Annotated in this window: 23 protein-coding genes, 1 tRNA gene and 1 pseudogene; 15 read left to right on the top strand and 10 right to left on the bottom strand. The window is 68.0% G+C overall.

The features are described 5' to 3' along the window. The first annotated feature begins 144 nt into the window (after positions 1-144). A complete protein-coding gene (locus OOZ48_RS05490) occupies positions 145-741 on the top strand; it encodes a hypothetical protein (RefSeq protein WP_269496452.1) in 597 nt (198 codons plus the stop codon). A gap of 37 nt (positions 742-778) precedes the next feature. On the opposite strand, the gene OOZ48_RS05485 is transcribed toward OOZ48_RS05490, so the two are convergent. From OOZ48_RS05485 to OOZ48_RS05475, 3 genes are all read right to left on the bottom strand, one after another. Beyond that, a complete protein-coding gene (locus tag OOZ48_RS05485; RefSeq protein WP_269496451.1) occupies positions 779-2356 on the bottom strand; it encodes a copper resistance CopC/CopD family protein in 1578 nt (525 codons plus the stop codon). Continuing rightward, positions 2353-2895 (bottom strand): YcnI family copper-binding membrane protein, encoded by a 543-nt coding sequence (locus tag OOZ48_RS05480; RefSeq protein WP_269496450.1) that lies wholly within the window; start codon positions 2893-2895, stop codon positions 2353-2355. Before OOZ48_RS05480 ends, OOZ48_RS05485 begins: the two co-directional genes overlap by 4 nt. A 101-nt stretch (positions 2896-2996) precedes the next feature. Further along, the gene (locus tag OOZ48_RS05475) at positions 2997-3386 is read right to left on the bottom strand and encodes a DUF2946 family protein (RefSeq protein WP_269496449.1); all 390 of its coding nucleotides are present in this window, start codon (positions 3384-3386) and stop codon (positions 2997-2999) included. Between the two features lie 281 nt (positions 3387-3667). Here OOZ48_RS05475 and OOZ48_RS05470 point away from each other — a divergent pair. Both OOZ48_RS05470 and OOZ48_RS05465 read left to right on the top strand, forming a co-directional pair. Next, positions 3668-4483, top strand: a pseudogene (locus OOZ48_RS05470) (NAD-dependent epimerase/dehydratase family protein); the annotation flags it as partial. Positions 4484-4534: 51 nt separating this feature from the next. Continuing rightward, on the top strand, positions 4535-5407 hold the full coding sequence (locus tag OOZ48_RS05465) for an SMP-30/gluconolactonase/LRE family protein (RefSeq protein ID WP_269496807.1): 873 nt from the start codon (positions 4535-4537) through the stop codon (positions 5405-5407). A gap of 141 nt (positions 5408-5548) precedes the next feature. On the opposite strand, the gene ppc is transcribed toward OOZ48_RS05465, so the two are convergent. Beyond that, the gene (gene ppc / locus OOZ48_RS05460; protein WP_442867539.1) at positions 5549-8404 is read right to left on the bottom strand and encodes a phosphoenolpyruvate carboxylase; all 2856 of its coding nucleotides are present in this window, start codon (positions 8402-8404) and stop codon (positions 5549-5551) included. A 129-nt stretch (positions 8405-8533) separates the two neighbouring features. Between ppc and ilvD (OOZ48_RS05455) the strand changes: the two genes are divergently transcribed. Further along, positions 8534-10393 carry a dihydroxy-acid dehydratase gene (gene ilvD / locus OOZ48_RS05455; RefSeq protein ID WP_269496448.1) on the top strand — a complete coding sequence of 620 codons (1860 nt, stop codon included), beginning with the start codon at positions 8534-8536 and terminating at the stop codon, positions 10391-10393. Positions 10394-10414: 21 nt separating this feature from the next. On the opposite strand, the gene OOZ48_RS05450 is transcribed toward ilvD (OOZ48_RS05455), so the two are convergent. Beyond that, positions 10415-11182 carry an SDR family NAD(P)-dependent oxidoreductase gene (locus OOZ48_RS05450; protein ID WP_269496447.1) on the bottom strand — a complete coding sequence of 256 codons (768 nt, stop codon included), beginning with the start codon at positions 11180-11182 and terminating at the stop codon, positions 10415-10417. Between the two features lie 102 nt (positions 11183-11284). Beyond that, on the bottom strand, positions 11285-13414 hold the full coding sequence (locus OOZ48_RS05445; RefSeq protein WP_269496446.1) for a TonB-dependent receptor family protein: 2130 nt from the start codon (positions 13412-13414) through the stop codon (positions 11285-11287). Between the two features lie 116 nt (positions 13415-13530). Between OOZ48_RS05445 and OOZ48_RS05440 the strand changes: the two genes are divergently transcribed. The 3 genes from OOZ48_RS05440 (at position 13531) to nadE (ending at position 16868) form a co-directional block, all read left to right on the top strand. Next, complete coding sequence (locus OOZ48_RS05440) at positions 13531-14205, top strand: Crp/Fnr family transcriptional regulator (protein ID WP_269496445.1); 675 nt, start codon at positions 13531-13533, stop codon at positions 14203-14205. A 144-nt stretch (positions 14206-14349) separates the two neighbouring features. Further along, complete coding sequence (ilvD, locus tag OOZ48_RS05435; protein WP_269496444.1) at positions 14350-16038, top strand: dihydroxy-acid dehydratase; 1689 nt, start codon at positions 14350-14352, stop codon at positions 16036-16038. A gap of 2 nt (positions 16039-16040) precedes the next feature. Further along, entirely contained in the window at positions 16041-16868 is an 828-nt protein-coding gene (gene nadE, locus OOZ48_RS05430; RefSeq protein ID WP_269496443.1) for an ammonia-dependent NAD(+) synthetase, read from the top strand. Between the two features lie 22 nt (positions 16869-16890). Here nadE and OOZ48_RS05425 read toward each other — a convergent pair whose 3' ends face one another. From OOZ48_RS05425 to OOZ48_RS05415, 3 genes are read right to left on the bottom strand one after another with little or no spacing between them, the layout of a single operon-like run. Then, positions 16891-17346, bottom strand: a complete 456-nt coding sequence (locus tag OOZ48_RS05425; RefSeq protein ID WP_269496442.1) for a PaaI family thioesterase — start codon at positions 17344-17346, stop codon at positions 16891-16893. 13 nt (positions 17347-17359) lie between these two features. Continuing rightward, positions 17360-17803 (bottom strand): carboxymuconolactone decarboxylase family protein, encoded by a 444-nt coding sequence (locus OOZ48_RS05420; RefSeq protein WP_269496441.1) that lies wholly within the window; start codon positions 17801-17803, stop codon positions 17360-17362. A 26-nt stretch (positions 17804-17829) separates the two neighbouring features. Continuing rightward, entirely contained in the window at positions 17830-18822 is a 993-nt protein-coding gene (locus OOZ48_RS05415) for an LLM class flavin-dependent oxidoreductase (RefSeq protein ID WP_269496440.1), read from the bottom strand. A gap of 110 nt (positions 18823-18932) precedes the next feature. Between OOZ48_RS05415 and OOZ48_RS05410 the strand changes: the two genes are divergently transcribed. After that, on the top strand, positions 18933-19790 hold the full coding sequence (locus tag OOZ48_RS05410; protein ID WP_269496439.1) for an EamA family transporter: 858 nt from the start codon (positions 18933-18935) through the stop codon (positions 19788-19790). A gap of 50 nt (positions 19791-19840) precedes the next feature. Here the strand turns inward: OOZ48_RS05410 and OOZ48_RS05405 are convergent, their stop codons facing one another. Continuing rightward, positions 19841-21226, bottom strand: coding sequence for an L-serine ammonia-lyase (locus OOZ48_RS05405; protein ID WP_269496438.1), 1386 nt, complete (start codon positions 21224-21226; stop codon positions 19841-19843). 232 nt (positions 21227-21458) lie between these two features. Between OOZ48_RS05405 and OOZ48_RS05400 the strand changes: the two genes are divergently transcribed. The 7 genes from OOZ48_RS05400 to OOZ48_RS05370 all read left to right on the top strand — a co-directional run bounded on the left by OOZ48_RS05400 (position 21459) and on the right by OOZ48_RS05370 (position 26076). Further along, entirely contained in the window at positions 21459-22451 is a 993-nt protein-coding gene (locus tag OOZ48_RS05400; protein ID WP_269496437.1) for a GlxA family transcriptional regulator, read from the top strand. A gap of 42 nt (positions 22452-22493) precedes the next feature. After that, positions 22494-22578: transfer RNA gene (locus tag OOZ48_RS05395), tRNA-Leu, on the top strand. Positions 22579-22751: 173 nt separating this feature from the next. Continuing rightward, complete coding sequence (locus OOZ48_RS05390; protein ID WP_269496436.1) at positions 22752-23930, top strand: tyrosine-type recombinase/integrase; 1179 nt, start codon at positions 22752-22754, stop codon at positions 23928-23930. A gap of 18 nt (positions 23931-23948) precedes the next feature. Beyond that, positions 23949-24260, top strand: a complete 312-nt coding sequence (locus OOZ48_RS05385) for a hypothetical protein (protein ID WP_269496435.1) — start codon at positions 23949-23951, stop codon at positions 24258-24260. A gap of 25 nt (positions 24261-24285) precedes the next feature. Further along, on the top strand, positions 24286-24975 hold the full coding sequence (locus OOZ48_RS05380) for a TrbM/KikA/MpfK family conjugal transfer protein (RefSeq protein ID WP_269496434.1): 690 nt from the start codon (positions 24286-24288) through the stop codon (positions 24973-24975). A gap of 33 nt (positions 24976-25008) precedes the next feature. Then, positions 25009-25665: a lytic transglycosylase domain-containing protein gene (locus OOZ48_RS05375; protein ID WP_269496433.1), complete on the top strand. Its 657-nt coding sequence runs from the start codon at positions 25009-25011 to the stop codon at positions 25663-25665. A 96-nt stretch (positions 25666-25761) separates the two neighbouring features. Then, positions 25762-26076 carry a TrbC/VirB2 family protein gene (locus tag OOZ48_RS05370; RefSeq protein ID WP_269496432.1) on the top strand — a complete coding sequence of 105 codons (315 nt, stop codon included), beginning with the start codon at positions 25762-25764 and terminating at the stop codon, positions 26074-26076. The last annotated feature ends 2 nt before the right edge of the window (positions 26077-26078 follow it).

The following is a 26078-nucleotide window of genomic DNA, read 5'->3' as shown; positions in this document are numbered from 1 at the left end:
TGAGATTGTGCCGCCTCTATGATTGACATGTAAAGCGAGATTGCCGCTTATTACTAAACTTGTTTTCTTTCCGTTTTCACCCTCCCGCTTTTTCCATGCACATCGGCGGCACCGCTGCCTTCGCCGCCCACTCGAGGAGTCACCATGAAGAAAACCCTGATCGTCCTGGCCGCATTGTCCGCGACCGCGCTTTCCGGCTGCGCCGCCATTCGGGCGGGCAAGGCGGTGGCGACCCTGATCACCCCCAACACCGTGATGGACGCCACCGCCGACATCAAGGCGGAACGCAGCCAGCGGGTCTATTTCGGCCAGTTCAAGACACATTCCATGGGCTTTCGCGACAATCCCGACGCCTGCCTCTACGATGCCGTCATGACGCGCTACGTCCGGTCCTGGGACGAAGTGACCGACCAGGGCGTCGTGGTTCACAAGGCCGATCCCGACAAGCCCATCGGCTATGGCCTGATCGCCTATCACGAGCAGTGCCCGGGCAAGCCCGCCCGCGACGTCTTTCTGACCAGCAGCTGGCATCTGCCCCTGATCGAGCGCGCCAACGTGATCGAGGAGGGCGACCGGGTCGATGCGGCCGATTACTTTGTCCAGCCCGAGGCCGACCGGCCGAAATGGGTGCCCCAGGCGATCAAGCTGATCCAGGCCCAGGCCGACAGCAATCCGAAAGCGCGCGAGTTCCTTGCGCACGTCGGGCCTGACGGGATGCCCAAGGCCCCGGCGACGCACTGAGGCAGCGGCGCGCGGCTCCGCCCGGAGCCTTGCCGCCTCACAGCACCAGGGCCGCGCGCAGCGTGATGCGATCGAAGTCGTCGATCAGGATGTCGAGGCTCAACTGCCAGAACCCCACGTCGGGCAGCGGCGGCAACCGCAGCTGCCAGGCGCCGTCGGGCCGGTGCACGGCCTCGCGGCGCAGCGGTTCGACGCCGGCGCTGGGATTGTCCAGCATCACGGTGAGCGCCTGCGCGGCCAGGGGCTTGCCCTCGGGAGTCGCCAGTTCGATGGTCCATTCGGACCCGTCGGCCGAGCGGCGAATCCAGGCCAACACCTGGTCGTTGCTGAGGGCCAGCGGGCTTTTGACACCCGAGTTCATGTGATGCCCCGCCGCGGCCGGCGCGGCGTCCAGGCTGCGCGGCGGCGGCGTGAAGCGCCACAGCGACACCACACCCAGGATCAGGACCGCCAGGACGACCTCGACCCGGATCGATCGGGCCAGCCGGCGCGCCGCGTCCGGATCGCCGGACAGGGTCGGCGCGGTCAGGCGCCAGCGGTTGCCCGCCGCGAGGGCCAGCAGGGCGAGGACCAGAGTCAGCTTGGCCGACAGGACGCGCCCGTAGGGCGCGCGCCACAGGTCCGACGGCGCGGCGAGTTGCAGCACCGCCAGCGCGAGGCCGCTGATCAGAAGCAAGGCCACGACCGGGGTGATCCAGCGCGAGAACCGCGCCAGGGCCTGCAGACCGGCGTGCCGGCGCAGGGCGCGCGCCAGCGGCACCAGGGCGCCCAGCCAGGCCGCGGCCGCCATGACGTGCAGCGCGATGGCGGGCCGGGACAGCCACTGGGGCGGGGCCGTGCCGGCGTGACCGCTGTTGGCGACCGAGAGGCCCAGCAGGATCAGGCTGCCCGCAGCCGAGAGGCGCAACACGAGCCGGCGGCCGGTGTCCTGGGCGCGGTAGGCCGCCGCCAGCGCCAGCGCCGCGAGACCCAATGAGCCGGCATACGGCGTGGCCAGGGCGGCGCGCCAGGTATCGGCCTCGGCCAGCGCCCCCAGGGGCGCGTCCAGCAGGTCCAGGCCGTGCAGCGCAAGGTTGAGGAACAGGGCCGCCAGGCCGACACCGATCACGCGCCGCACCCAGTCGTCGCGGGCGGGCGGCGCGGCGGCGCGGAACACGGCCGCGCCGCAGGCCGCGATCAGGCATACCAGGGCCAACAGGCGCCCCGCCCAGATCGCGGCGGCGCGCCACAGAGGGCCGGTGGCTTCGCCGGCCACCGGCGGTGTCGCCGAGGGGGTGCCGAGCGCAAAATCCAGGGTTCCGCCGACCGGATGGCCGTCGGCCGACGAGGCGCGCCACGTCAGCAGGTAAGTGCCTTGCGCGCTCAGTGGCGGCAGCGGGATGCGGACCTGCGCGCCCTCGCCTTGCGGCTTGTCCAGTGGCAATCGCCGTCCGTCCGGCCCCAACAGGGCAAGCGTGCTGATGCCGACCGGTTCATTGAACTGCAGCCGCATTTCTGCCGGCGCGCGATCCAGCACGGCGCCGGCCGCCGGGTCCGTGGTCACGAGCACCGCATGGCCGAAGGCCGCTTGCGACCAGGCGGCCAGGCACAGCAGGAGGGCGGTGAGTATGCTCAATGGCTATGGCCGTGCGCATCGGCTTTTGCGGGCGCCAGCAGCTCGATCCCGGGGGCCGGGCCGTCCGCGCCATCCTTGCCGGAGGTATCGATCCAGCGCTCGACGCCTTGCGCGCATTCCTGGACGACCGGGAAATACAGGGTGTCGCCCGCCTTCAGCGAGGAGGCCAGCGAGACGCGGAACACGAATTCGTCATAGTAGGCGTCCGGCAGCCGGCCGCTCCAGCTGATCTCGCGCACCCCCGAGGTGATCGTGGCGCCGTGCAGTGTTTCGGGCTTGGCATAGTCGCCCTGCACCAGGTCGAGGGTCCAGCCGGGCTTGGGCTGAGGCTTTGCCGCCACGGCGCCGTCCGGCATGCGGACGCGGATGCGGGTCGTGTCCGATCCCTTGCATCCGTGGGGTACGCGCAGCACGGCCTTGTAGCTGCCGCCGACGACGGCGCTGGGGGTTTCGAAGGTGATGTGGGCGCTGGCCGGCGCCGCGCAGGCCAGGCCCAGGGCCAGTGCGCCGATGCCGATAGTCGACCTTGTGTACGTCATGGTGTGTCCTTTGTCAGAGTGGGCGGAACGCAAGCCGCGCACCAGGGGGGATGCGCGGCGCGGGCCGCGCGTTTCAGGGGGGAACGCGCGGCATGTCGAACTTATCGTTCCGGCCGGGGCGGGGCGCCGCGTTCCCGAAAGACGTGGGCAACAAGCGTGTCGGCGATCCCTGCAATCGCGGCGGCGGGCGTTGCAAACAGGGCCGGCGTGGTGCCGGCCGGCAGCGGCGAGCCGGAGGCATGGTGCGCGAACAGGCACAGCGGGCAGTCGTGGGCGCTGCCGGGGCCGTGCGCAGGAATGATCGGGGCATTCAGGCCCGCGGGATCGTGGGCCGTGCAGATCGTCAGCGCCAGCACGCCCTGCGCGCGGGCGCCGGGATCGGGCATGTAGCCGTCCGGCACCAGCGCGCGCAAGGCCAGGGCGAGGCACAGCACCCAGGCCCAGGTCCATCGGGCCGGGCGCCAGGCGAAGGATCGGGCCGCCGATATCATGCGCGCAGTATAGAACGGAAATGCCCGGTGTCCGCACCGGCCCGACCCGGGTCGCGGCACGAAGGCGGCGGCGGCGCGCGCCCGGCACGTGCGCGCCGCGGGGCGTCCACCGGCCGGTATCCCGCCTTGTTGTATGACAACAAAAATCCGCTTAGAACCAGAATCACGGCGGCGTAGACGCCCTTGGAACACATTGTAAAAATGCGGCCTTGTTGACAAGCCGGCAGGCGGGCATGAATAATCCACGATAGGTTGTACGATAACTACATGTGGTTTTTTCGATGACGCATCCAGCTGATTTTCATCCGCCTTTTGAACGCATCCTGCTGACCGGCGCGGCCGGTGGCCTGGGCCAGGTCCTGCGCGAGTCCCTGAAACCCTGCGCCCGCATCCTGCGCCTGTCCGACATTGCACCGATGGCGCCGGCCCAGGGGCCGTCCGAGGAGGTCGCGACCTGCGACCTCTCGGACAAGGACGCGGTCGACGCCTTGCTGGAGGACGTCGACGCCGTGGTTCACTTGGGCGGGATTTCGGTCGAGCGTCCCTTCGAGGAGATCATCGAGGCGAACGTCCGGGGCATGTATCACCTGTACGAGGCGGCCCGGCGCCATGGCGTCCGCCGGGTGGTCTTTGCCAGTTCCAATCACGTGATCGGCTTTCACAAGCAGGGTGTGTGCCTGGACAGCGCCTCGCCGCGCCGTCCCGACGGCTACTACGGACTGTCGAAATCCTTCGGCGAGGATCTGGCCAGTTTCTACCACGACCGCTACGGCATCGAGACCGTCAGCATCCGGATCGGCTCGTCCTTCCCGCGGCCGCGCAACCGGCGCATGCTGCACACCTGGCTCAGCTATCGCGACCTGACCGACCTGGTGCGCCGCGGCCTGTACACGCCGGGCGTGGGCCATACGGTCGTCTATGGCGTGTCCGACAACCGGGATGTCTGGTGGGACAACAGCGCCGCGGCCATCCTCGGCTATGCGCCGCGCGACAGCTCCGAGGCGTTTCGCGCCGAGGTCGAGGCCCAGCCCGCGCCCGCCGCCGATGATCCGGATGCCGTCTATCAAGGCGGCGCCTTCACCGCCGCCGGCCCCTTCGAGCACCAGCCGCCGGTGCGTCGCCCGACCCGCTCCGCCGGCGAGGCCGAGCTGGTGCTGCATCTGCGCAACCAGACCGGCGAGAGCCCGGTGTGGCATGCCGGCGATCAGGCGCTGTATTGGGTCGACATCCAGGCCGGCGCCCTGCATCGCTGGCGGCCGGCCGACCAGCAGCACACCAGTTGGCGCGCCGGCCAGCAGCTGGGCTGCATCGCCGCGCTGGCGGGCGGCGGCTGGATCGGCGCGATGGAGGATGGTGTCTATCGCCTGTCGCCGGGACCCGATCAGGTGCTGGGTACGGAGAAGCTGGCGGGCGTCGAGCATGCGCGCGCCGCCATGCGCTTCAACGACGGGCGCTGTGACCGCCAGGGGCGGTTCTGGGCCGGCACGATGCTGATCGACATGGCCCAGGCCGCGCCCGTGGGCGCCTTGTATCGCATGACGGGGCAGGGCGCGGACCTGCGGCTCGACCGCGTCGTGGACGAGCTCATCGTCCCCAACGGCACGGCGTTCAGCCCCGACGGGCGCACGATGTACCTGTCCGATTCCCATCCGACGCGCCAGCGGGTCTGGGCCTACGACTACGACATCGATGCCGGTGTGCCGCACGACCGGCGCGTGTTCATCGAGGCCCTGGCCGGCGGGCGGCCCGACGGGGCGGCGATCGACGCGGACGGCTGCTATTGGATCTGCGGCAACGACGCCGGCCTGGTGCATCGCTATACGCCCGACGGCCGGCTGGACCGCAGCCTGCGCGTGCCGGCGTCCAAGCTGGCGATGTGCGCCTTCGGCGGCGCGGGGCTGGACACTTTGTTCGTCACCACGATCCGACCGGCCGGGGCCGCGCCGCATGCGCTGGACGGCGCCTTGTTTGCGCTGCGGCCTGGCGTGCGCGGGATCGAGGAGCCGGTGTATATCGGGTAGCGCCCACCTCGCGGCTTGCATGCCGCTCGGATTCTCCACCTCGCGGCTTGCATGCCGCTCGGATTCTCCACCTCGCGGCTTGCATGCCGCTCGGATTCGACAGGCACATAAAGGCCCGCAGGGGCCTTTATGTGTCCTGTCTCATCCCGAGTTCCGCAGGCCTGCGGCGATGCCGTTGATGGTCATGTGGATGGCGCGCTGGCTGCGGGTTTCCTGCTCGTCGCCGCGGCGGGCGGCGTGCTCGCCGGCCCGGTGGCGGCGCAGCAGTTCCACCTGCAGGCGGTTGAGGGGGTCGATGTAGGCGAAGCGTTCGCTGAGGGCGGCCGAGAGCTGTTCGTCGTGGGCCAGCAGTTCATGTCCGGTGGCCGTGCGGAACGCCTCCAGCGCCGCCTGGTATTCGGCCTCGATGCGGTCGAAGATCCGCTTGCGCAGCGCCTTGTCGGACACGAGTTCCGAATAGGCGCGGCCGATGGCGAGATCGGTCTTGGCCAGGACCTGTTCCATATTGGACAAGAGAGTGCGAAAAAAAGGCCAGTCGCGCGCCATGGCCTGTAGGGTCTCGAGGCGCGCCTGGGGCGTGGACCCGGCGTCGGGGCCGCCCTCGCGCAGGTAGCGGCCCATGGCGGTGCCCATGCCGTACCAGCCCGGCAGGGGCAGGCGGCATTGCGCCCACGAGAATCCCCAGGGAATGGCGCGCAGGTCCTCGATGCGCTGGCTGGCCTTGCGCGCCGCCGGGCGCGAGCCGATGTTCAGGCCGGCGATCTCGCGGATCGGGGTCGAGGCAAAGAAATAATCCGTGAAGCCCTCGGTGCCGTACACCAGGTCGCGGTAGGCCTCCTGCGCGACCTGCGACATCCATTCCATGGCCTGGCCGTAGCGCGCCATGTTGTCGTCCTCGGTGCGCGCGGCGGGATGCTGCGGCGCAAGGCTGGCCTCCAGCGTGGCGGCGACGAACAGTTCGAGGTGCCAGCGGCCGACCTCGGCGTCCTTGTAGCGGCCCTGGATGATCTCGCCCTGTTCGGTCAGGCGGATCTGGCCGTTGACCGTGCCGGGAGGCTGGGCCAGGATGGCCTCGAAGCTGGAGCCGCCGCCGCGGCCCACCGAGCCGCCCCGGCCGTGGAACAGGCGCAGGCGTGTGCGGTGCTTTTTGAAGACCTCGACCAGCTGGCGTTCGGCGCGGTACAGGGACCAGTTCGAGGTCAGGTAGCCGCCGTCCTTGTTGCTGTCGGAATAGCCCAGCATGACCTCCTGGATGCCGTCCTGCGCGTGGCGCACGCGCGCGGCGACCTCGGGCAGGGACAGCCACTGGTCCATGATGCCGGGTCCGCGCTCCAGGTCGGGGATGGTCTCGAACAGCGGCACCACCATGAGGCCGCCGCGCGGCTGGGATTCCCCGACCGTGGGTGAGATCAGGCCGGTTTCCTGCTGCAGCACCAGGACCTCGAGCAGGTCGCTGAGGGTTTCGGTGTGCGACACGATGCTCTGGCGGATGGCGCCGTCGCCAAAGCGCGCGCGGCCGGCGGCCGCCGTGCGCAGGATCGCCAGTTCCTTGCGGGTCTCGGGGGAATATTCGATCCAGGGCGAGACCATGGGCCGCGGCTCGCGCAATTCCTGGCGCAGCACGCGCACGCGGTCCGCCTCGGACAGGCGGGCATAGCGTACCGCCTTGCCGTCCAGGGTGACTTTCGCATGGCGCATGAGTTCGTCCAGCACGCGCTCGTGCACGTCCGAGCTTTGGCGCAGGTCCACCGTCGCCAGATGGAAACCGAAAATTTCGGTCGCCTGGATCAGGTGCGTCAGGCGCAGCCGGGCGATCGCGGCGCCGTGATGCGCATCCAGCGAGCCGGCGACGGTGCGCAGGTCGGCCCCGAACTCGGCCACCGAGGCGTAGGCCGGGGCGTCGTAGGTGTTGCGCCGTGCCTGGCGGCGGCCGGTGAGGGCCTGGGCCGTCGCCGCCAGGCGCGCATAGATATGGATGCAGGCGCGGCGGTAGGGCTCGTCGAGCCGGTGCGGCGAGGGATCCTGGCTGGCCGTGGCGAGTTCGGCGAGCCCGGGCGTGACGTGCATCAGCGATTGCGAGATGGACAATTCCGATCCCAGCGCATGGACCTCGGTCAGGTAGTGGCGCAGGACGTGCGTGCTTTGGCGCAGCAGGGCCTGTTCGAGCGTGTCGGCATTCACATTGGGATTGCCGTCGCGGTCGCCGCCGATCCAGCTGCCCATGGAGGCGAACGGCGGCAGCGGCGCGTCATCCGCATCGAACGGCGTGCGCCCGGGCTTGGCCAGCAGCGCCGCCATGTCCAGGTGGAGTTGCGGCAGGATGCTGAAGAACGTGCTGGTGTAGTAGGTGAGGGCGTTGTCGATCTCGTCCAGGACCGTGAGCTTTTGCTGGCGCAGCATGCGCGTCTGCCACAGCGCGGCGACCAGGCCCGCGAGCTGCTGGTGCAGGCGCGCCGATTCCGAGGCGGTCAGCGTGCCGTCCATGCGCCGCAGGCAATGCGCGACGGCCTGGTGCAGGTCCAGGGTGCTCTTGCGCTGGACCTCGGTGGGGTGCGCCGTCAGCACGGGCGAGATGCAGGCCGAGGCCAGGTAGCGGCGGATGCGCGGGCCGGTGTGGCCGCGCGCGCGCAGCAGGCCGATCGCGTGCTCGAGGCTGCCGGGGGCGGGCGCGTCGTCGGCCAGCAGCCCCTGGCGCTGGCGGCGGGTCTGGTCGCGGTCCTCGGCGATGTTCGACAGGTGCAGGAAATAGCTGAAGGCGCGTGCCACCAGATTGGATTCGCCGTCGGCCAGGCGCCGGATCTGGCGTTCCAGCAGGCGGCCGTCGCGCGGGTCGCCCTCGCGGCGGAACTTGACCGCCGTGCGGCGGAGCTTTTCGATCACGTCGTAGACCGGCCGCCCCTCGCATTCGCGCACCACCTCGCCCAGTGTCCTGCCCAGCAGCCGGATGTCCTTGCGTAGCGGCGAGGTCGGTTCATGCGGGGCGGCGGCTGGTTTCACGATGGCTCCAAAAAAGTCAACAAGGGGGCCCGGCGCGCAAGGCCCGCCAGGCGGTCGATCCAGGGAATTTACAGGACAGCGGAAGGGTTTATGATAAGCGCTTTTGCCAACCCGTTCCCAGGACATTCCATGCCGCAATACCGTTCCCGCACCTCGACGGCCGGCCGCAACATGGCGGGCGCGCGCGCCCTTTGGCGCGCCACCGGCATGAAAGACGGCGATTTCGAAAAGCCCATCATCGCCGTCGTGAACTCCTTCACCCAGTTTGTGCCCGGCCACGTCCACCTCAAGGACATGGGCCAGTTGGTCGCGCGCCAGATCGAGGCCGCCGGCGGCGTGGCCAAGGAATTCAACACCATCGCCGTGGACGACGGCATCGCCATGGGCCACGGCGGCATGCTGTATTCGCTGCCCTCGCGCGAGCTGATCGCGGATTCGGTCGAATACATGGTCAATGCGCATTGCGCCGACGCCATGGTGTGCATCTCGAACTGCGACAAGATCACGCCGGGCATGCTGATGGCGGCGATGCGCCTGAACATCCCGACGGTGTTCGTCTCGGGCGGCCCCATGGAGGCCGGCAAGGTCATCGCCAAGGACGGCAAGACCGTGGTGCGCAAGCTGGACCTGGTCGATGCCATGATCGAGGCGGCCGATCCCAACATCAGCGACGAGCAGGCCGAGACGGTCGAGCGCAGCGCCTGCCCGACCTGCGGGTCCTGTTCGGGCATGTTCACCGCCAATTCCATGAACTGCCTGACCGAGGCCCTGGGGCTGGCCCTGCCCGGCAACGGCACGGTGGTCGCCACGCATGCGCGGCGCAAGGGCCTGTTCGAACTGGCCGGCAGCCTGATCGTGCAGCTGTGCCGGCGCTGGTACGAGCAGGACGACGCATCGGTCCTGCCGCGCAGCATCGCGACCTTCGAGGCCTTCAGCAACGCCATGACCCTGGACGTGGCCATGGGCGGCTCGACCAATACGGTGCTGCACCTGCTGGCCGCCGCCCAGGAGGCCGGCGTGCCCTTCACCATGGCCGACATCGACCGCATCTCGCGGCGCGTGCCGTGCCTGTGCAAGGTGGCCCCCGCCACCCAGGCCTATCACATCGAGGACGTGCATCGCGCCGGCGGCATCATGGCGATCCTTGCGGAACTGGCCCGCGCCGGCCTGCTGAGCCTCGAGGTCGGCAACGTGCATGCCGGGACGCTGGGCGAGGCCGTCCGGCGCTGGGACGTGCGCGGCGAGCACGGCGCGGCGGTCGCCGATTTCTATCGCGCGGCACCCGGCGGCGTGCCCAGCCAGGTCGCCTTCAGCCAGGACCGCTATTACGAGGACCTGGACCTCGACCGCGAGGCCGGCTGCATCCGCGACCAGGCCCACGCCTATTCGCAGGACGGCGGCCTGGCCGTGCTGTACGGCAACCTGGCGCCCAAGGGCTGCATCGTCAAGACCGCCGGTGTCGACGAAAGCATCCTGACCTTCACCGGCCGGGCCCGCGTCTACGAAAGCCAAGAGGACTCCGTGCAAGGCATCCTGGGCGGCGAGGTCCAGGCGGGCGATGTGGTGGTCATCCGCTACGAGGGCCCCAAGGGCGGCCCCGGCATGCAGGAAATGCTCTATCCGACCTCCTACCTGAAGTCCATGGGCCTGGGCAAGTCCTCGGCGCTGCTGACCGACGGGCGTTTTTCGGGCGGATCCTCGGGCCTGGTGATCGGCCATGCCTCACCCGAGGCGGCCGAGGGCGGCAACATCGCCCTGGTCGAGGACGGCGACACGATCGAGATCGACATCCCCAACCGCCGCATCCACTTGGCGATCACGGACGAGGCGCTGGCTGGCCGGCGTGCCGCCATGCAGGCGCGTGGGGCGCAGGCCTGGCAGCCCGTCGATCGTCAACGCGAGGTGTCGCAGGCGCTGCGCGCCTACGCCGCGCTGGCGACCTCGGCCGACCGCGGCGCGGTGCGCGACGTGGGTCAGTTGCGCGGCTGAGGGCGGCGGCCCGCCGCTACGCTACACGCCGCCGGTGCAGGACACGGTGGTGCCCGTGACGAATGAGGCCGCGGGCGAGAGCAGCCATGCAATGGCTTCGGCGATCTCGGCGGGCTCGGCCAGCCGGCCCAGCGGGATCCGTGAGGCCACGCGGGCGGGGCGGTCGGGATCGCCGCCCGCCGCGTGGATCTCGGTCAGCGTGCTGCCCGGCGCCAGGCCGCACACGCGGATGCCCTGGGCGGCGACCTCGCGGGCCAGACCCAGGGTAAAGCTGTCCAGCGCGCCTTTGCTGGCGGCATAGTGCACATATTCCCCCGGGCTGCCGGTGCGTGCGGCCACGGACGAGACGTTGACGATCACGCCGCGCGTGCCGTGGCGCTGGAAATTGGCCAGGGCCTCGCGCGCGCACTGGATCGCGCCCAGCACGTTGACGCGGAATACCTGCTCGATCAGCGCATCCGTCGTCTTGGAAAACGGGCCGATCTGCCCGGTGATGCCGGCGTTGTTGACCAGGCCGTACAGCGCCCCGGCCTCGGCCTCGGTGCGCTCGAACAGGCGCTGGACGTCCTCGGGCAGGCCGACGTCGGCCTGGATGGCGTAGGCCTTGCGCCCCAGCGCGCGGATTTTCTCGGCGACGGTTTCCGCCGCCTGGGCATTGCGCACGTAGTTGAGGACGATGTCGTGGCCGTCGCGGGCCACGGCCAGGGCGGTGGCGGCGCCGATGCCGCGTCCCGCGCCGGTGATGAGAACGGCGCCCGAGGGGGCGCCGTGATTGGGCTGCTTGTCCATGGTCGCTCCTTGCGGCGGTGCCGCGATTGGCCGGGCCCGCCTTTCGACGGTCCGGCCGACCGGGCCATTATGCACGGATCAGCCCATGGCCGCAGGGGTTTTCTAGAACTGGTAGGCCAGCCCCGCGGTGATGCTGCGGCCGTTGCCCGGCAGGAAGGTGGGCATGGCCGTGGTGCCGGCGTTGCGGATCACAAAGGCGCTGGCGTAGGTTTCGTTGGTCAGGTTGTCGGCCTGGAGGTAGGCGCTCCAGTGCTTGCCGTGCCGGTAGTCCACCTTGAAGCCCAGGATGGCGTAGGCATCCTGCTGGGTATCGGGCGTGTTGGCGTGGTTGGTCTCGGTGTCCGTCGGCATCCAGCGCACGTTCGGGCCGATGCGCAGGCCGCCCATGCGGTACAGGACCTCGGCGTTGATCAGGTGGCGCGGCACGCCGGCGATGCGCTTGCCCGCGAACTCGCCGCCCTTGAAGCGGAAGTCGCTGAAGGTGTAGGCCACGCGGTAGTCGAAGGCCGCCCCCTCGCCCGGGGCCCACAGGCTGCCGGACAGGCCCAGTTCGATGCCCTGGTGGCGCGTGCCGCCCTGGTAGTTGTAGGTGCCGGCGGCGGTGCCGTTGGCGTTGCTGACCGACATCAGTTCGTCCTTGACGTCGCTGTGGTAGAGGGACAGCGACCAGCGCGGCGCGTAGCGGCCGCTGCCCAGCAGGCCGTCGCCGCCGATCTCGACCGTGTCGGCGCGCTGCAGCTTGAGCGTGCTGAGCCCGGTGGTCCCCATGGCATCGACCATGGGATTGGGCAGGCTCATGGGGCCCGTGCCGCCATTGATGATTTCCCAGTAGGTGGGGGCCTCGTTGCTGCGGCTGACGTTGACGTACAGCCGTTGGTCATCGGCGGGGCGCCAGATCAGGCCCAGTTTCGGGCTGACGTAGTCCCAGTCCTGGTCCAGGGACTGGCCGGACAGCCGGTCGCGCGCGTCGCGGATCGCCTGGGTGAACTTCAGGTCGCCGACCACCGTCCAGCCCGGCTGCACGTGCCAGGCGAGGCTGGCCAGGGCATTGCGGTTTTCCGCCTGCAGGTCGTAGTTGCCGTAGTGGGTCTTGCGCGCGCCGGTGTCCTTGTTGACGGTGTACAGGTCGCGGTCCATGTCGCTGCGCGCCCAGTCCAGGGCCAGCCGGTAGTCGAAGGCTTGATATTTGCCCGCCAGCTGCCATTGGGCGCCGTAGGTCATGCCGTCGGTGACGGTGGAGGTCAGCGGATCCTGGAAGGTGTCGTCGATGTTCTGCGCGTAGACGCCAAAGGTGTTGTTGAAGGCCTCGGTGCCCCAGTACGTGCGGTTGGCCGCGCGGAACTGGCGCGACTTGCGGTGGGGATTGCGCTTGTAGACGTCGATCTGGTTGAAGGGCGGGTTGACCTTCACGCCCTCGCCATTGACCTCGCGCGGGTCGTATTCCATCTGCTCGCGGGTGACGACGAAGGGGATCGTCACGTCCAGGTCCACGTACGACAGGTAGGTGCGGTTCTCGAAGCCGTCGCCCTGGAAGCCGATATTGCCCTGCACGCTGGTGCGGTCGGATCCCGAGTGGTGGCGATAGCCGTCATAGTGGTCGTGGGTGAGGCTGAGGCGGCCGTCGACCTTGTCCGACTCGAAGCCCTTGGCGGCCTGCGCGCCGAAGCGCCCGAAACTGCCGCCCTCGACGCGCAGCACGTCGCCCTCGGTGCCGATCATCGACTGGAAGTCCATTTCGCCGCCCAGGGTGGTGGCGCCCGCCGACAGGGCATTGGCGCCGCGCCGCGCGCTGATCAGCCGGGCGTTGCGCGGCTCGAGGAAGCCGATCACGAAAGAGCCGTCGGCCTCGTTCAGCGGCAGACCGTCCTGCAGCAGCAGTACGCCGCGATTGACCGGGTTGCTCTGGATGCCCGAGCCGCGGATGTTCAGCCGCGGCTGGTCCAGGCCGCCGAAGAATTCCTGCACCACGATGCCGGGCTGGTAGTTCAGGGCGTCGTTGAGGGTGGCCAGGCGGACTTCCTTTTGCGGTTGGATCAGGTTGGTGCCGCCCGCCACCTGCTGCAGGCGGGCCTGTTCCGTGGCGACGCCCGCCTGCAGGGGGGTGCCGGCATCGTCGCCGGTGACGGTGATGGGCGCGAGGCGGCCGACGTCCTGGGCGTGCACGGAGGCGATGCCGGCGGCCAGCAGGGCCGCGGCCAGGGCCAGGGGCTTGAGGGGGGGTGTGCGTGTCATGGGATTCCTCGGATGGTGATTCCACATATCGCTAATGCGAATTATTATCAGCCGCATATGGTCTCATCGGTTTCCAATCGATACAATGACACTTGTCAAGTTTTCGGGAGGTTTCCATGCCGCAGGTGCTGGATCACCGCCTGTTTCGCGGGGCGCCCGTCGAGGTCGCCACGCTGCTGCTGCGCGATGCCGCCACCCTGCATGCCCAGCCGCACGAGATGCTGTTCGAGGAAGGCGCGCCAGCCGTGGAATACCTGTACGTCCAGAAGGGCCAGGTCGAGGTGCTGCGCCACACCCAGGATGGACAGGAACGCGTCTTTCATATCTTCGAGACCGGCCAGATGCTGGCCGAGACCGCCATGTTCATGAGCCACGGGCGCTATCCCATGTGTGCGCGCGCGCATGGCGATGCCGCGGTGCTGTACCTGAAGCGCGACGGCCTGCTGGCCGCCTGCCGGGCGTGGCCGGAACTGTCGATGCGCATGCTCCAGCGCCTGAGTGACCGCGTCTACCAGCGGGTCAACGAGGTCGAGTGGTTCAGCGACAGCACGGCGGCCCAGCGCCTGGCCGCCTACCTGCTGGGGTTGCGTGCGCGCATGGGCGACCGCGTCCGCCTGCCTCTCACGCAGCGTCAACTGGCCGCCCACCTGGGCATCCGCGCGGAAACCCTCAGCCGGCTGCTGGCCGACTGGTCGGGGCAGTCGCGCGTCGTCGGCGCGCGCCGCGACTGGGAACTGCGCGACCTGGCTTTCCTCGAGGACCTGTCGCAAGCCGCCCGCCGCGGTTTCTAGGCCGCCGGTGTCCGCAAAACCCGCAAGCGGCGTATGCGTGCCCTACGCAAGCCGGCCATCTGGCCTTACACTGGACAGCTGCCGTCCTGCAGGCTCGCCGTCTTGGCGGGCCCGCGGCCATCCAGACACTACCGAGGACCTGCCATGACCCGTCGCCTGCGTTCCGCCAACATCACCCAGGGCGTGGCCCGCGCGCCGAACCGTTCCATGTACTACGCGCTGGGCTACACCGAGGCGGATTTCGACAAGCCCATGGTCGGCATCGCCAACGGCCAGAGCACGATCACGCCCTGTAACAGCGGCCTGCAGCCATTGGCCGACGCCGCCGCCGAGGCCATCAAGGCCGCGGGCGGCAATCCCCAGATGTTCGGCACGCCGACCATTTCGGACGGCATGGCCATGGGCACCGAGGGCATGAAATATTCCCTGATCTCGCGCGAGGTCATCGCCGACTGCGTCGAGACTTGCGTGCAGGGCCAGTGGATGGACGGGGTGCTGGTGATCGGCGGCTGCGACAAGAACATGCCCGGCGGCATGATGGGCATGCTGCGCGCCAACGTGCCATCCATCTATGTCTACGGCGGCACCATCCTGGCGGGCTGCCTGGATGGCCGCGACCTGAACATCGTCAGCGTCTTCGAGGCCGTGGGCGAGCACGCCGCCGGCCGGCTGACCGACGAGGAATTGCACGACGTGGAAACCCACGCCATCCCGTGCAGCGGGTCCTGCGGCGGCATGTACACCGCCAACACCATGAGCTCCTCCTTCGAGGCCCTGGGCATGAGCCTGCCGTATTCCTCGACCATGGCCAACGTCCACCGGGAAAAACTCGACTCGGCGGCCGAGTCGGCGCGCGTGCTGTTGAAGGCCATCGAGCTCGACCTCAAGCCGCGCGACATCGTCACCCGCCGCTCGATCGAGAACGCCGTCGCCGTGGTCATGGCCACGGGCGGTTCGACCAACGCGGTGCTGCACATCCTCGCCATCGCCCATGCCGCCGGGGTCGAATGGACCATCGACGACTTCGAGCGCGTGCGCCGCCGCGTGCCGGTCATTTGCGACCTCAAGCCCAGCGGCAAGTACCTGGTGGTCGATTTCCACCAGGCCGGCGGCATCCCCCAGGTGATGAAACTCCTGCTGAACGCCGGCCTGCTGCACGGCGATTGCATCACCATCACCGGCCAGACCATCGCCGAGGTCCTGGCCGGCGTGCCGGACGTTCCCGATCCCGGCCAGGACATCATCCGGCCTCTGGACCAGGCCCTGTATGCCGAGGGCCATCTGGCCATCCTCAAGGGCAATCTGGCCACCGACGGTGCGGTGGCCAAGATCACCGGCCTGAAAAACCCGGTCATCACGGGGCCTGCGCGGGTGTTCGACGACGAGTCCTCGGCCATGGACGCGATCCTCGCCGGCCGCATCCAGGCGGGCGACGTCATGGTGCTGCGCTACCTGGGGCCCAAGGGCGGGCCGGGCATGCCGGAAATGCTGGCGCCGACCAGCGCGCTGATCGGCGAGGGCCTGGGCGATTCCGTCGGCCTCATCACCGATGGCCGGTTCTCGGGCGGCACCTGGGGCATGGTGGTGGGCCACGTCGCGCCCGAGGCCGCCGTCGGCGGCACGATCGCCCTGGTCGAGGAGGGCGACTCGATCACCATCGACGCCCATCGGCAATTGCTGCAGCTGAACGTCGAGGACAGCGTACTGGCGACCCGCCGGGCCGCCTGGCGGGCGCCCAAGCCGCGCAATTTCCGCGGTGTGCAGGCCAAGTTCGCCTTCAATTGCTCGGACGCCAGCACCGGCGCCGTGCTGGACCGATTCGAGGATCACTGAAAATGACGCCGGAACAACGCGGCTTGCAACAGCAGATCCGCCAGGCACTGGGCATGGCGGATGATTTCGACGTCCAGGCCGAGATCGAACGGCGCGTGGAGTTCCTGGCGGCCCAGCTGCGCGCCTCGGGCCTGCGCGGCCTGGTGCTGGGCATCAGCGGCGGTGTCGATTCCCTGGCGGCGGGCTGTCTGTCGCAGCGCGCCTGCGAGCGCATCCGCGCCGAGGGCGGCGAGGCCCGTTTCACGGCCATGCGCCTGCCCTACGGGACCCAACTGGACGAGGCCGACGCCCTGGCCTGCCTGGACGTCATCGCGCCCGACGAGCGCCTCACCGTCGACGTCAAGCCCGCCTCGGACGCCATGCTGGATGACCTTCTGCGGGGCGGCCTGGTCTTTCGCGATGCCGCGCAGCAGGACTTCCTGCACGGCAACATCAAGGCCCGCCAGCGCATGATCGCCCAGTACGCGGTGGCCGGCGCGCGCGCCGGCCTGGTGGTGGGCACCGACCACGCAGCCGAGGCCCTGATGGGGTTTTTTACCAAGTTCGGCGACGGCGCCGCCGACGTCACGCCCCTGGCGGGCCTGAACAAGCGCCGTGTGCGCGCCTTGGCCGCCGCCATGGGCGCGCCCGATCGCCTGGTCCGCAAGGTGCCGACCGCCGACCTTGAATTGCTGTCGCCGCTGAAGCCCGACGAGGAGGCCTTCGGGGTGGGCTACGAGGTGATCGACGATTTCCTCGAGGGCCGCGACATTCCGGACGAGGCCTACGACACCATCGTGTCGGTCTACCGGCGCTCGGCCCACAAGCGCGCGCTGCCGATCGCGCCCTGAGGGCCTGGCCGCGCTGCGCGGCTTATTTTTCCGGGAGGCTCATCAGCGTCTGCTGCATGAGGGCCACCGGCGTCTTTTCGCCCAGCTGGACCGCGTAGACGTCCACCTGCACCACCGACAGCGTGCGCCCCGCGCGGATCACCCGACCTACGGCTTCGAGCGATTCGCCTTGGGCCGGCGCCATCAGGTTGACCTTGAATTCCACCGTCAATACCGTATATCCGATCGGCGTCCTCGTCAGCGCTGCAAAGCCGCCCGCCGCATCGGCGATGGCCGAGGTCGCGCCGGCATGGAAAAAACCCAGGTGCTGGGTCAGTTGGGCGCCGTAGGGCAGGTGGATGTGCACGCGGCCCGGCGCGACCTCGCCCAGATGCGCGCCCAGGTGGCACAACAGGCCCGAACGGTCGAAGCAGTCTTGCACGCGGGCGCGCACGGCCTCGCGGTCGGGAGCGGTGTCGGAGGAGGGGGTGTCGTTCATGGGCAGGGGCGGCTCAGGCCGTGGGATGCTGCGAGCGGAAACCGATCGCGAGGCGGTTCCAGGCGTTGATGGTGGTGATCAGCAGAGTCAGGGCGACGATCTGATGGTCGGAAAAATGCGGGCGCAGGGCGTCGTAGTCGGCATCCGGCGCGCCGGTCTGCGATACCAGGGTCAACGACTCGGTCCAGGCCAGGGCGGCGCGCTCGGCCGGCGTATACAGGCTGGACTCGCGCCAGGCGGACAGCAGGTACAGGCGCATTTCGGTTTCACCCATCTTGCGGGCATCGGTGGTGTGCATGTGCAGGCAATAGGCGCAGCCATTGATCTGCGAGGCGCGCGTCTTGACCAGCTCATACAGGAAGGGGTCCAGGCCTGCGCCCTTGACCGTCTTTTCCATGTGCAGCATCCCTTCCATGAGTTCGGGCGCCGCCTTGAAATAATCCATTCTTGCTTGCATGTCGATTCCTTGTCCAGGGGGGGAGGCTATGCCGCCGAAGCGGGCGTTTCGATCAGGCCCGCCACGATCTCGTAGGATCGCAGGCGCGCGGAATGCTCGTACATATTGCAGGTCAGCATCAGCTCGTCGGCGCCGGTGCGCTCGATGAAGGCGCGGATCTGATCGGCCACCGTGTCCGGCGCGCCGATGGCGGCGCACGACAGCACGTGGTCCAAAAGCTCGCGGCCTTGCGGGGGCAGCGCCTCGACGTAGCCCTCGACCGGAGGCGGCAGGCGCCCGGGCCGGCCGGTGCGCAGGTTGACGAAGGACTGCTGCCACGATGTGGCCAGATAGCGGGCCTCGTCGTCGGTATCGGCGGCAAAGACGTTGAAACCCAGCATCACGTGGGGCTTGTCCAGGCGGCTGGAGGGTTTGAAGCGTGCGCGGTAGAGCGCAATCGCATCCATCATCTGCGCCGGCGCGAAATGCGAGGCGAAGGCATAGGGCAGGCCCAGCATCGCCGCCAGTTGCGCGCCGAACAGGCTGGAGCCCAGGATCCAGATCGGGATGTCGTGGCCCTCGCCGGGCACCGCGCGCACCTGCGCCCGCCCCTCGAAATACGACATCAGTTCGATCACGTCGCGCGGGAACTCGTCCGGATCCGTCGCCAGGTTGCGGCGCAGCGCGCGCGCCGTCACCTGGTCGGAGCCCGGCGCGCGGCCCAGGCCCAGATCGATGCGCCCGGGATACAGGGCGTCGAGCGTGCCGAATTGCTCGGCGATCACCAGCGGCGAATGGTTGGGCAGCATGATGCCGCCCGCGCCCACCCGGATGCGCGAGGTCGCCCCGGCCACGTGGCCGATCAGCACCGAAGTGGCGGCGCTGGCGATGCCGGGCATGCCATGGTGCTCGGCCATCCAATAGCGGGTATAGCCCCAGTCATCGGCGTGCCGGGCGATGTCGACGGTGCGGGCGAAGGATTCGGCCGCCGAACCGTCCTGGGTGATGGGCGACAGGTCGAGGATGGATAATGGGATCATCGCGATCGGGGATGGACGCCGCCAAACGGTGGCAGAATCCCGTGTCCCCGCCATAGAAACATACGAACACCCAGTGTAATGCCTCTTGTGAAACCCTGTCGGGGGCGGTCTTGAGCCGCCCCGCCCACGCCATCGCCGTGGCGGTCGTCCTGTCGCTGGCCGCCATGGTCAGCGTGCAGTCCGGCGTGTCCCTGTCGCTTCCGGTGATCCGCGAATACGGCGTCCTGTCGACCTCCAGCCTGCGCCTGTGCTGGGCCGCGGCCGTGCTGGCCCTGATCGTGCGCCCGCCCCTGCATCGCTATACCCGGGCGCAGTGGCGCGCGGCGCTGGTGCTGGGCGCGGGCATGAGCGTCATGACGCTGTGCTTTTTCATGGCCATCGAGCGCCTGCCGCAGTACCTGGCCGTGGCCCTGGAATTCTGCGGGCCCCTGGCCGTCGCCGTCGTCGGCGTGCGCGGCGTGCTGGCGCTGGCCTGGCCGTTGCTGGCCGCCGCCGGGATCGGCCTGCTGGTCTGGGGCGACGCGCATGGCGGGGGCGGGGTGAGTCCCCTGGGCGTGGTCCTGGCCCTGTTCGCCGCGGCGGGCTGGGCCACCTACATCGTCATGATGAAGCGCGTGGGGATCGTCTTCCAGGGTCTGCAGGGCCTGTCGGTCTCGCTGCTGGTGGCGGCCGTCCTGACCCTGCCCCTGGCGGTGGCCGAGGTCGGCGCCTTGCGTTTTCCCGCCGACCAGATCGTGTGGACCGCGGGACTGGCCGTGCTGGTGCCGCTGGTGCCTTACGTGCTGGAAATCACCGCCCTGCGGTACCTGACCGCCGCCGCCTTCGGCGTGCTGCTGAGCCTGGAGCCCGCCATCGGCGCGCTGTCGGGCTGGATCATCCTGGGCCAGGCCATGACCGGCGCCCAGATCCTGGGCACCCTGCTGGTCGTGTGCGCCAGCATCGGCGTCGTGCGCCAGGGCGCGGGCTGAGGCGCGGGGCGGAGCGGGGTGGCATCGTGCGGCGGCTGGCGCAGCCGCCGTCAGCACTCCACCACGTTCACGGCCAGGCCGCCGCGCGAGGTCTCCTTGTATTTCGAACGCATGTCGGCGCCCGTCTGGCGCATGGTCTCGATCACCATGTCCAGCGACACGTGGTGCTTGCCGTCGCCGTGCAGCGCCAGGCGCGAGGCATTGATCGCCTTGTTGCCGCCCATCGCATTGCGCTCGATGCAGGGGATCTGCACCAGGCCGCCCACCGGGTCGCAGGTCAGGCCCAGGTTGTGTTCCATGCCGATCTCGGCGGCGTTTTCCACCTGGTCGACCGTGCCGCCCAGCACCGCCGCCAGGCCGGCGGCCGCCATCGAACAGGCTACCCCGACCTCGCCCTGGCAGCCCACCTCGGCGCCCGAGATCGAGGCGTTTTCCTTGTACAGGAACCCGATGGCCGCCGCCGTCAGCAGGAAATCCACCACCCCGTCCTCGGACCAGCCGGGGATGAAATCGTGGTAATAGCGCAGCACCGCGGGCAGCAGGCCCGCCGCACCGTTGGTGGGCGCCGTCACCACCCGGCCGCTGGCCGCGTTTTCCTCGTTGACCGCCATGGCGAACAAATTCACCCAGTCCATCGCGAACATCACGTCGTCGCGCTTGTGCCCGCCCTGCAGTTCCCGGTACAAGGCCGGTGCGCGCCGGCGCACCTTGAGGCCGCCGGGCAGCACCTCGTCGTCGACCGGGCCGTGCATCCCGCAGCCCCGGTCGATCGAATCGTTCATCACCCGTGCGATGCGCAGCACCCCCGCGCGCACCTCGGCCGCCGGGCGCAGCGCCGATTCATTGGCCATCATCAGTTGCGCAATCGTCAGTCCATGCGCCTTGCAGCGGGCCACCAGTTCGGCACCGGTCGAGAAGGGGTAGGGGATCGGGTCGTGTTCCGGCACCCGCTCGTCGGTCTCGATGCTGTCCAGCGCCCGGATGAAGCCGCCGCCGATCGACACATAGCGTTCGTCCAGCAGCACCTCGCCCTGATCGTCACGCGCCGTGAAGCGCATCCCGTTGGGGTGTTCCGGCATGGGCTTGATCCGGTATGAAAACACCTGGGCCGCGTCGAAATCGATGCGATGGTCGCCCCACAGCGTCAGCGACTTCGTCGCCTGCGCCTCGTCCATCAGCCGGGATATCGCCGCCGGATCCACCGTGTCGGGCGCCTCGCCCATCAGGCCCAGCATGATGCCCATGTCCGTGCGGTGGCCGGGGCCCGTTTCCGCCAGCGAACCGTGCAGCTCGACCGCCAGGCCGGTCGTGCGTTCCAGCAGGCCGCGCGCCTGCAGATTGCGGGCGAAATTGCGCGCCGCGCGCATCGGTCCCACCGTGTGCGAGCTGGACGGCCCGATGCCGATCTTGAAAATGTCGAATACCGATAAGGCCATGATCCGCCTCCAAAATATCATCCGCAGGGAGGGCGCCGCATCCGGAAAGCCCATACGATGATTCTAGGATTTGCGCGGGTTTTTGATTGAATGAAAGCGACATTCTTCAGGAACGATATCGTGTCGATTACGGAGCGGCTTGTGTTTGTGGGTTTTGTGGTTGCAGTGGGCTTGATCGTTTTATAGGGTTAGGGGCGTCATAAACAACTCGTTTTGTTAGAATAAAAACGTCATGAACACTTCGCCCGTCCGATTCGCCTTCATCCTGCTGCCGCAGTTCACCATGACCGCGTTTGCCGGCCTGCTGGACGTCCTGCGCCTGTCGGCCGACGAGGGCGACCTCAGCCGCCCCGTGCGCTGCACCTGGGAAGTCGTGGCGGAAACTTTGATCCCCGTGCGATCCAGCAGCGGCGTCCAGGTCGTGCCCACCGACCTGCTGGGCGATCCGGCGCGGTTCGACTACATCATCGTCGTCGGCGGCCAGTGGCGCGCCCGCCAGTCCGCCAGCCCCGACGTCCTCGACTACCTGCGCCGGGCCGCCCGCGCCCAGCGTCATATCGTCGGCCTGTGCACCGGCGTCTTTGCCCTGGCCCAGGCCGGCGTCCTGGCCGGCCACCGCGCCTGCGTCAGCTGGTTCCACTATTGGGACTTCATCCACCAGTTCCCCCATTTCGATCCCGAGGCCGTCGTCGCCGACCGGTTGTACGTGTTCGACCGGCGGCGCATCACCTGTTCCGGCGGCCCCGCCTCGATCGACGTCGCCGCGCGCATCCTCAAGCGCCACCTCGATCCTGCCGACGTCGGCAAAGCCCTGCGCATCCTGCAGGTCGACGACGCCGACCACAGCCAGCCCGTGCAGCCCCTGCCGCCGGACGTGCCCGCCGACCTGCCGCCGCCCGTGGGCCGCGCCGTCCTGCTGATGCAGCAGCACGCAGGGCAGGCGCTGGAACTGTCGGAACTGGCGGGTCGCCTGGGCCTGTCGCCGCGCCAGCTGCAGCGCCTGTTCAAGGCCTCGATGGGCATCAGCCCGCAGGCCTATGCCCGCGACCTGCGCCTGCGCCTGGCCGCCTGGATGCTGGAGCGCACCGACAAGAGCATCGCCACCATCGCCTCGGATTGCGGATTCGCCGACGCGGCGCACATGGGGCGGGCATTTCGCACCCATCACGGCATGGCACCCGGGGCGTGGCGCAGCCGTGCGGGGGCGGCGGAAAAGGCCGTATAATGGCGATCCTTTTCCGCTGCGGCGATCGACCGCGGCGACCCTGCCCGGGTGGTGAAATTGGTAGACGCAGGGGACTCAAAATCCCCCGCCGCAAGGCGTGCCGGTTCGATTCCGGCCCCGGGCACCAGAATCACACGCATGAAACCCCTGTAAATCATTGATTTTCAGGGGTTTTTTGTTGGCTCTCACCCTATAACCATGGGGAACATTTACACCGGTTTTCCCCACTTTTCCCTGGCTGCGCCGCTATCCATTCCCCAAGTTGTTCCCCATAATTTTCCCCAATTACGGAGAACACTGATGGCATCTTTTGAAAAACGGGGAAACTCGATCCGGGCAATCGTCAAGTTCCCGGATGGCAAGCGCTCGGCCACCTTCGACACCATGACTGAAGCTCGCGCCTGGGCAACCAATGTTGAACGTCAAAAGCAGTTGGGAACGGTCAGCAATGCAAAAGTAGGTACTGTTGAAGACCTTATCCTGGACTACCTGCCTCGGGCCGAAATGACCGACTCGGGCAAGTGGAACAAATTGCGGCTGATGAGCTTCTGCACCTACCCCCTGGCCAAAGTCAATCTACACGAGGTTACGCCCCACCACATCAACGAATGGATCACCGCACGCCTGAAGCAAGTTGTGCCCGGCACCGTCAACCGCGAAATGAATCTGTGGCGCAGTGTGTTTACACACGGCGTACAGGTACGCAAATGGCTGCAAGCCAGCCCTTGCAAAGAAGCCATGAAGCCGCCTGCAGGCGTTCGCCGAAACCGGCCCCTGCTGACACCCAAGGAAATCGAGGCCATTTCCATCGCCACCGGTTACAACGAGGACCCCGAGCTGGTGACCAAATCGGCCCGCGTTGGAGCCTGCTTCTTTCTTGCCATGGAAACCGCACTGCGATCTGGCGAGATTCTGCGGATCCGGCCCAAAGACTACGACCGGCACGCACGCACACTCTACGTCCATGCCCTTGAACGCGGAGGCCGCAAAGGGTCAAAGAGTGGCACCATCCAGGCATCACGTTGGGTGCCCCTGACCAACCGCGCCATCGAATTGCTGGACCAGTTGCTGGAAAGCATGCCCAAGGACCAACAGCCGCAGGAAAACTTCTCAATGCCGCCCTACATAGTAGGAATGACAGACAGCCAGCGTGACGCCCTCTGGCGTAAAGCCCGCGACCGGTCCGGTGTCGAGGATCTGCATTTTCATGATCTGAAACACGAAGCGGCCACCCGGCTTGCCAGGTTCATCGACGTGATCGCGCTCTCCCATGCCATCGGCACCAAAGACCTGAAGCTGCTCAGGGACACCTATTACAACAACGATGCCAGCCGCATCGCCCATTCACTGCCCAACTCACTGGCTGAACATCAGCCACGCGATCCCTCCGGAACGCAACGCCTGGATACAGGCGGAATCGACTCCGGATATTCCCGGTCTGGCACGCCTCGGGGACAACGACCAGGCCTTCCTGCCTGACCCCCGAAGGAATCCCGCATGGATGAGCCCCTTTCCGAACTCGTACGGGTTCGGCTTTCACGCAACCAGTACCGCACGCTGTCCGAGGCCGCGGCGGTGTCCGGCCAAAACCTGTCGAACTACATCCGGCGCCGACTGGCCGCCGCCGATGCCCTGGCCGAAGAACTGAACCTGCTGCGCCAGGCGGTGAACCGTTTGGACCAGATTTCCCAGGCCCATGCGGCCGCCGTGGAATCGGCCCTGCTGGCTCGCGCCCACGCCCGCCCCGAACAGATCGCCATCGCCCATGCCGCCATGAAGCGCCTGGGTATCGAATCCCTCCCCGCCTGACCCCATTCCCCCCGGAGTTTTCCCCATGACTCACCGATCTTTCATGCTCGGTGCGGTGGCGCTCGCCTGCGCGTGCGGCACTGCCCTGGCTAAATCGCCCGTTACCCCGTCAAACCAGACGCTTGACGGTCTGCCCGGCCTGGCATGCCAGGCGATTCTCTGCCTGTCCAGCAGCCTGCAGCCGGGCGAATGCGCACCCTCACTGAATCATTACTTTGGCATCCAGATATTCAACAAGTACGGCCTGGACTGGGGCGCCACGGTGGCAGCGCGCCGGGTTTTCCTGGGCATGTGCCCGGCCGCCGACGCCCCGGGCATGCCTGGCCGCATCGATGCCATCGCCCAGGGGGCCGGCAAGTGCGACCCACAAAGCCTGAACAGCGCCTTTGCCGCAACCGCTTACCGGTACCGCAAGACGGCAAGCGCAGGCGGCGATGCCGGCGAAATCACCACCTATGATGTCCACCCAATTGCCACCGTGAACCAGAACACCCTGCCCGGCTACTGCGTCAGCTACAACGACCACGCCTGGACCTACGATCTGAGCGTCAAGTACGTGGGCGAACCGCTAAAAGGCGGCTACTGGGTAAAAGCCAAAGACTTCAACACCGCGCAAGCGCGCTGGCAGGCCGAACACGGCGGCCAGTGGGCCAGCGGCTGGACGTATTCATGGGATGACCCCCGAAGCCCGCTTGGAATAAGCCATGGCAACTGACGCCCATACCCGACAACCGCCAGGAGCCCCACCATGATCGGCGAGCTGGCCGCGCTGGCCATGGTCTGCGCGCCGAACGTTCATCCCGTCACCCTGGATGCGCTGGTGAAACACGAATCGCGCCGTCAGCCCTTCGCCATTGGCGTGAACGGCGGCACCCGTCTTGCACGCCAACCTCGATCACGCGAAGAAGCCATCGCCCATGCCAAAGCCCTGATAGCCCAAGGCGTGGATTTCGATGCCGGGCTGGGCCAGATCAACGTACGCAACTGGGGCTGGCTGAAGCTGACAGCCGAAACTGTGTTTGAGCCCTGCACCAACCTGCAGGCGGCCCAAACCGTGCTGACGGACTGTTATTCGCGAGCCGTCAAACGCCATCAAACGCAGCAACTGGCACTGCAGGCAGCGCTGTCCTGCTACAACACCGGCAATTTCGAGCGTGGGTTTCGCAACGGCTACGTGGGCAAGGTACTGGCCCAGGCCGGTATCAAGATTCCTGCCCTGCGCGCCGCACCGTCTGCAGGCAACGCCCCTGCTGACAATGCGCAGCCCACGCCGGATAGCAAACCGGAACCTGCACCAGGTGGCGACCGGGATGGCTTCGTCAGCAACCCCGCACCCGATGGCTTTTCGCTGCCGGCCGAGCCATCCAGCACCCAGAAGCCTGAATCGCCGGTGCCGCCGTCCTGACGCTGGCGCTTTCGCCACACCTCTCACGTTTCACCCACCTTCCCCTATCCACCCCTGCGGTGCCCGGCCTTGTGCCCTGGCGCCTGGAGCCCTGCTATGCCCTCACTTCACACACGCCTTGCCAACCTTGCCCAACGACACGCCCAACGCATGGGCACCGCCGCTGCCCTGGCCCTACTTTCCTCGCCAGTCATGGCGGCCTCCGGCGGGCTGGCCAAAGCGCAATCCACCCTGCAGCTGATCAAAGACAACCTGGAACTGATTCTGCCGATTGCGGCCGTCATCATTGGTCTGATCATTGTGGTGCTGTACATGGCCGAGATCATGCGCAAAGACGACATGGTGCGCTGGCTGATTGGTCTGGTCATCGCCGGCTCCATCGGCGAAATCGTGGTTCTGCTCTGGAAATAAGC

The sequence above is a fragment of the Castellaniella sp. S9 genome (genome assembly GCF_027257175.1).
In the GTDB taxonomy this organism is placed as follows: domain Bacteria; phylum Pseudomonadota; class Gammaproteobacteria; order Burkholderiales; family Burkholderiaceae_B; genus Castellaniella.
This window is presented reverse-complemented; position numbering and strand designations above follow the sequence as displayed.

Coding starts and splice junctions, on each gene's coding strand:
- OOZ48_RS05420 (WP_269496441.1), bottom strand. CDS start 17,803: ATGCAAGCAAGAATGGATTATTTCAAGGCGGCGCCCGAACTCATGGAA.
- OOZ48_RS05480 (WP_269496450.1), bottom strand. CDS start 2,895: ATGACGTACACAAGGTCGACTATCGGCATCGGCGCACTGGCCCTGGGC.
- ilvD (WP_269496448.1), top strand. CDS start 8,534: ATGCCGCAATACCGTTCCCGCACCTCGACGGCCGGCCGCAACATGGCG.
- OOZ48_RS05380 (WP_269496434.1), top strand. CDS start 24,286: ATGACTCACCGATCTTTCATGCTCGGTGCGGTGGCGCTCGCCTGCGCG.
- OOZ48_RS05425 (WP_269496442.1), bottom strand. CDS start 17,346: ATGAACGACACCCCCTCCTCCGACACCGCTCCCGACCGCGAGGCCGTG.
- OOZ48_RS05385 (WP_269496435.1), top strand. CDS start 23,949: ATGGATGAGCCCCTTTCCGAACTCGTACGGGTTCGGCTTTCACGCAAC.
- OOZ48_RS05445 (WP_269496446.1), bottom strand. CDS start 13,414: ATGACACGCACACCCCCCCTCAAGCCCCTGGCCCTGGCCGCGGCCCTG.
- OOZ48_RS05440 (WP_269496445.1), top strand. CDS start 13,531: ATGCCGCAGGTGCTGGATCACCGCCTGTTTCGCGGGGCGCCCGTCGAG.
- OOZ48_RS05370 (WP_269496432.1), top strand. CDS start 25,762: ATGCCCTCACTTCACACACGCCTTGCCAACCTTGCCCAACGACACGCC.
- OOZ48_RS05475 (WP_269496449.1), bottom strand. CDS start 3,386: ATGATATCGGCGGCCCGATCCTTCGCCTGGCGCCCGGCCCGATGGACC.
- OOZ48_RS05450 (WP_269496447.1), bottom strand. CDS start 11,182: ATGGACAAGCAGCCCAATCACGGCGCCCCCTCGGGCGCCGTTCTCATC.
- ilvD (WP_269496444.1), top strand. CDS start 14,350: ATGACCCGTCGCCTGCGTTCCGCCAACATCACCCAGGGCGTGGCCCGC.
- OOZ48_RS05405 (WP_269496438.1), bottom strand. CDS start 21,226: ATGGCCTTATCGGTATTCGACATTTTCAAGATCGGCATCGGGCCGTCC.
- OOZ48_RS05490 (WP_269496452.1), top strand. CDS start 145: ATGAAGAAAACCCTGATCGTCCTGGCCGCATTGTCCGCGACCGCGCTT.
- OOZ48_RS05400 (WP_269496437.1), top strand. CDS start 21,459: ATGAACACTTCGCCCGTCCGATTCGCCTTCATCCTGCTGCCGCAGTTC.
- nadE (WP_269496443.1), top strand. CDS start 16,041: ATGACGCCGGAACAACGCGGCTTGCAACAGCAGATCCGCCAGGCACTG.
- OOZ48_RS05375 (WP_269496433.1), top strand. CDS start 25,009: ATGATCGGCGAGCTGGCCGCGCTGGCCATGGTCTGCGCGCCGAACGTT.
- OOZ48_RS05390 (WP_269496436.1), top strand. CDS start 22,752: ATGGCATCTTTTGAAAAACGGGGAAACTCGATCCGGGCAATCGTCAAG.
- OOZ48_RS05415 (WP_269496440.1), bottom strand. CDS start 18,822: ATGATCCCATTATCCATCCTCGACCTGTCGCCCATCACCCAGGACGGT.